This window comes from Arthrobacter sp. CAL618, assembly GCF_000468215.1.
GTDB lineage: Bacteria > Actinomycetota > Actinomycetes > Actinomycetales > Micrococcaceae > Arthrobacter_D.
The window spans coordinates 1-4,417 of record NZ_ASZW01000134.1 but is presented as its reverse complement, the minus strand read 5'-3'; the positions used below and the strand labels follow the sequence as shown (position 1 = coordinate 4,417).

General features: G+C 65.6%; 6 protein-coding genes. 4 read left to right on the top strand and 2 right to left on the bottom strand.

Annotated features, from left to right (window positions below; all coding sequences use genetic code 11):
• A partial coding sequence (locus K728_RS18895; RefSeq protein WP_035747603.1) for a hypothetical protein occupies positions 1–327 on the bottom strand: 327 nt, incomplete at its 3' end.
• 154 nt (positions 328–481) lie between these two features.
• On the opposite strand from K728_RS18895, the gene K728_RS0108270 reads away from it, so the two are divergent.
• From K728_RS0108270 to K728_RS0108260, 3 genes are read left to right on the top strand one after another with little or no spacing between them, the layout of a single operon-like run.
• Positions 482–1,432, top strand: a complete 951-nt coding sequence (locus K728_RS0108270) for a 1,4-dihydroxy-2-naphthoyl-CoA synthase (RefSeq protein WP_024476386.1) — start codon at positions 482–484, stop codon at positions 1,430–1,432.
• A 7-nt stretch (positions 1,433–1,439) separates the two neighbouring features.
• Positions 1,440–2,573, top strand: coding sequence for an AMP-binding protein (locus tag K728_RS0108265; protein ID WP_024476385.1), 1,134 nt, complete (start codon positions 1,440–1,442; stop codon positions 2,571–2,573).
• A 41-nt stretch (positions 2,574–2,614) separates the two neighbouring features.
• Positions 2,615–3,499: a 1,4-dihydroxy-2-naphthoate polyprenyltransferase gene (locus tag K728_RS0108260; protein ID WP_024476384.1), complete on the top strand. Its 885-nt coding sequence runs from the start codon at positions 2,615–2,617 to the stop codon at positions 3,497–3,499.
• A 138-nt stretch (positions 3,500–3,637) separates the two neighbouring features.
• Here the strand turns inward: K728_RS0108260 and K728_RS0108255 are convergent, their stop codons facing one another.
• Positions 3,638–3,934: a DUF4229 domain-containing protein gene (locus K728_RS0108255; protein ID WP_019483193.1), complete on the bottom strand. Its 297-nt coding sequence runs from the start codon at positions 3,932–3,934 to the stop codon at positions 3,638–3,640.
• A 42-nt stretch (positions 3,935–3,976) separates the two neighbouring features.
• Here K728_RS0108255 and K728_RS0108250 point away from each other — a divergent pair, with 42 nt between their 5' ends.
• Entirely contained in the window at positions 3,977–4,378 is a 402-nt protein-coding gene (locus K728_RS0108250) for a PLD nuclease N-terminal domain-containing protein (protein ID WP_083850921.1), read from the top strand.
• Positions 4,379–4,417: the final 39 nt, after the last annotated feature.

The following is a 4,417-nucleotide window of genomic DNA, read 5'->3' as shown; positions in this document are numbered from 1 at the left end:
GGGCGTAGCCACCCCGGTGTCGACGCCGCCCACCGGCATCTGGCCCACCTGAGGTGCGGGGTCCGGGTCGGGGGATCGAAAATCGATGAAGCAGGGGTACGTTCCATCCGGGAACACGATGGACCCAGGGTTGACCGCGCACAGGTTTGTGCCGTCGGCTGCGATCACGCCCCCGGTGACAAAGGTGACGGTGTCCGGGTCTACTACCGTCGCCTGGTCGAACGGGACGAACACGATGTCGTCCGATGCTGCCATCGCGGTCGACGCGCCAACGAACATGGTTGAAGACGAGACTGCAACGATCGCCAGGATCCTGGTGACTTTCACGGCTCTCCCTTCGGCGGCTGCCCCTCTGGCAGCCAGCATTGGCTTAGCTAACCAAACACCGAAAAAATACGCCAGGGCCCCGGGATAACGAGACCGCTGGCCAACGGCGGACCCTCTTCATGCCAACCGCTCGGCACAAAGCTAGACTCGATGGGTGACTATCGACCTTCCCCCACAGGTTTCTGACCTCTTCGACCCTGCCCGCTGGCGACTCGTCTCCGGGTTCGGCGATCTCGAGGACATCACGTACCACCGACAGGTCGAACGGGGCCCCGGCGGGGAGGTCAAAGACCTGCCAACGGTGAGGATCGCCTTCAACCGGCCCGAGGTGCGCAACGCGTTCCGCCCCGGGACCGTCGATGAGCTGTACCGGACGATGGACCATGCGCGAATGACCTCCGACGTCGCCACCGTACTGCTCACCGGCAACGGGCCATCCCCGAAGGACGGCGGCCACTCGTTCTGCTCGGGCGGCGACCAGCGGATCCGCGGCCGCGACGGATACCGGTACGCCGACGGCGAGACCAGCGAAAGCGTCGATCCCGCACGGGCCGGCCGGCTCCACATTCTTGAGGTGCAGCGGCTGATGCGGACCATGCCGAAGGTGGTCATCGCCGTCGTCAATGGGTGGGCGGCCGGCGGCGGGCACAGTCTGCATGTGGTGGCTGACCTGACCATCGCCTCCCGCGAGCACGGCAAGTTCAAGCAGACCGATGCCACGGTGGGAAGTTTCGACGCCGGTTATGGCTCGGCGCTGTTGGCCCGCCAGATCGGGCAGAAGAAGGCTCGCGAGATCTTCTTCCTCGCCCGGGAGTACTCAGCCGAAGAGATGGTCGCGATGGGCGCGGTCAACGAGGCCGTGGACCACGAGGAACTGGAGAACACGGCACTGCAGTACGCAGCGGACATTGCCCGGCAAAGCCCGCAGGCAATCCGCATGCTCAAATTCGCGTTCAATCTGGCCGACGACGGGCTCGCGGGCCAGCAGGTCTTCGCTGGCGAAGCGACCCGGATGGCGTATATGACCAACGAAGCGGTCGAGGGTAAGGAAGCCTTCCTGGAAAAGCGGGCACCCGACTGGTCCGCTTACCCCTACTATTTCTAGGCCAATCATGGAACTGTTACCGATCCACACCCCGCCCGAGGCTGACCCTCATGCCCTCCTCACCCCACTGGCCGCTGCGCTGGCCGGTGAAGGCCCCGCCGTCGCGCCCCATGCCGACCCGGACCAGCGCTTCGACGGTGAACTGTCGAACGACGAGATCGCCGCCGTGCTCAGCACTTCGGGTTCGACCGGCGTCCCGAAGCAGACGATGCTCAGCGTCGATGCGCTCGCCGCTTCGGCGATGGGGACCGCCCTTGCGCTGAAGGCTGAGGGCCAGTGGCTCCTCACCCTGCCCGTGCACTATGTGGCGGGCTTTCAGGTGCTGGTCCGGTCGCTCTACGCCGGCACCCGGCCCTGGGCGATGGACCTCTCCGCCCCGTTCAGCGCGGAGGCTTTCACCGCGGCCGCCGGCGAACTGACCGACAAGGTCCGGTTCACGTCGCTGGTCCCCACCCAGCTGCACCGCCTGCTCCAGGACCCACGTCCTGAAACGCTCCAGGTGCTGCGCCGGTTCAACGCCATCCTGCTGGGCGGCGCCCCAGCGTCCGAAACCCTCCGCAGCGAAGCGCGCAAACACGGACTGAACCTGGTGCTCACGTACGGCATGAGTGAAACCTGCGGCGGTTGCGTGTACGACGGCGTCCCGCTGGAAGGCGTGGACCTCCTCTCCGAGGATGGCCGGCTGTGGATCAGCGGACCGGTGCTCGCCGATGGCTACCTGGGGCAACCCGAGCTCAGCGCCGACCGGTTCCAGTTCAATTCCGGCCGCCGCTGGTTCAGGACCGACGACGCCGGTGCCATCACCGATGGTGTGCTGAGCCTTACCGGGCGGGTGGACGATGTGCTTGTCACCGGTGGATTGAAGGTCTCGGCCGGAGCCGTCGCGTCAGCGATCGAAGGGTTCCCGGGCGTTCAGGAAGCACTGGTGCTGGGCATCGAAAGCGCCGAATGGGGCACTGAGGTGGCCGCCGTCGTCGTCGGCCATGTGAACCCGGATGAGGTGCGCCAACACGCGAAGACGGCCCTCGGTCCGCACGCGGCGCCCCGGATCATTCTGACCCTCGGGTCGCTTCCCCTCCTGCCCAACGGTAAACCCGACCGGCTGGCGGTTCGGGCTCTGCTCGAACGCGCCAGCGCGTAACCCACTACTCCCCCGACTTCCCCGACGAAAAGGATTGCATTGTGGCTACTGCCGCACAATGGCTTGAGGGCGCCCGCCCGCGAACCCTCCCCATGGCGATTGCCCCAGTGATCGTGGGTTGGGCTGCAGCGTTCGACCTTGGCGCCTTCAAACCGGTCAACGCCCTGCTGGCCGCACTGGTCGCTGTGATGCTGCAGATCGGCGTTAACTACGCCAATGACTACTCCGACGGCGTCAGAGGTACCGACGCCGATCGGGTGGGCCCCCTGCGTCTCACCGGTTCCGGCGCCGCCCGTCCCGGGCAGGTGAAGTGGGCTGCCTTTGCCTGCTTTGCGCTGGCCATGGTCGCTGGGACGAGCCTGATTGTGCTTTCGCAGACCTGGTTCCTGCTGCTGGTGGGAGTGGGCTGCGTGGCTGCTGCCTGGGGCTATACCGGCGGACGCAACCCATACGGTTACATGGGGCTGGGCGATGTGTTCGTGTTTGTGTTCTTCGGTCTGGTCGCGACGCTCGGAACCACCTACACGCAGGCGGGCCAGCTGAGCGCTGTGGCCTGGATCGGCGCCATCAGCACCGGAATCATTGCCATGGCACTCCTGATGGCCAACAACGTTCGGGACATCCCGACAGACCGTGAAGCCGGGAAAATCACGCTCGCCGTCCGGCTGGGCGATACCGCAGCACGGATCACCTACGTGATGATGCTCGCCGTGGCACTCCTGCTGCCCCTGTTCCTGGTCTACGACTACCCTTGGGTGCTCCTGGTGCTATTGCTCATCCCCGCTTGCCTGATGCCGAGCTGGCTGATGCTCAAGGGCAAAAAACGCCGAAGCTTGATCCCGGTCCTCAAGATGACCGGGCTGATCAATCTCGGGTTCAGTGTGCTTTTCGGGGCCGGAGTGGTCCTGACCGCTGCGCTGGCTTGACCGCTGTGTTGGGCTAGCTGCCGCGCTGGCTTGACCGCTGTGCTGGGCTAGCTGCTCCTGCTGGCCTCGCTGCAGCGCCGGACAGCCCACAGAGCCAGCGGGCGTATCTACCTGGCAGGCGCCCGGTGGCGGCTTCGCTCAGGGGCGGGGTTTGCGGTCTGCGTTGATCGTGGCGTTGGGGTCGTAGGCGTCCTCGGCGGCGGCGTCGTCGAGCTCGGAAAGGTTGCGCTGCGGTGGCGCACCGTCCCTGAACCGGCGTTGCAACGACGCCGATGCGGCGTCACGCATTTCCCGGAAGAACAGGTAGGTCACGCACCAGGCCAGAATCGCCGCGACAACCGCGGAGAAGATGGCGCCAAGGCCGAGCCAGTAGGAAATGACGAAGAAAACCACGACGAGGCCGAGGCGTAGGGCAGTGAATTTGAAGAAGGGCACTCATCAAGTTTACTCGCCTACAATTGATAGATGCCTCGCCTGTTGTTGTTTCTTATCCTCGTTGCAGTTGCCGTCATCGTCTACGCACTGATCGACTGCATCATGACCAAGGCGCACTCGGTGCGCAGCCTTTCCAAACCCGCGTGGATCGTGACGATCGTCCTGGTTCCACTGCTCGGGGCAGGGCTCTGGTTCCTGTTCGGTCGCTCCCGCCCCACCAGCCCCCGTGGACGGTCCCGCCCCGCGCCCAGGCATCCCACCGCCCCGGATGACGACCCTCAGTTCCTTCGGAACCTTGAGGCGAAGCGTCGGCAGGACGCCCGCGAGAAGGAGCTGCGCCGTAAGGAGCAGGAACTCCGCGCGGCGCAGGAGAAGAAGGCCCGCGAAGACAAGCAGAAGAACGACGGCGACACCGACTCCGAACCGGGCAGCCAGACCGCCTGACACCCGTCCCGGCACGCCCAGCAGCCCCGCGGTCGGCTC

Bases quoted from the DNA above. Each gene is read 5' to 3' on its own strand.
- K728_RS0108265 (WP_024476385.1), top strand. From the start codon at position 1,440: ATGGAACTGTTACCGATCCACACCCCGCCCGAGGCTGACCCTCATGCC.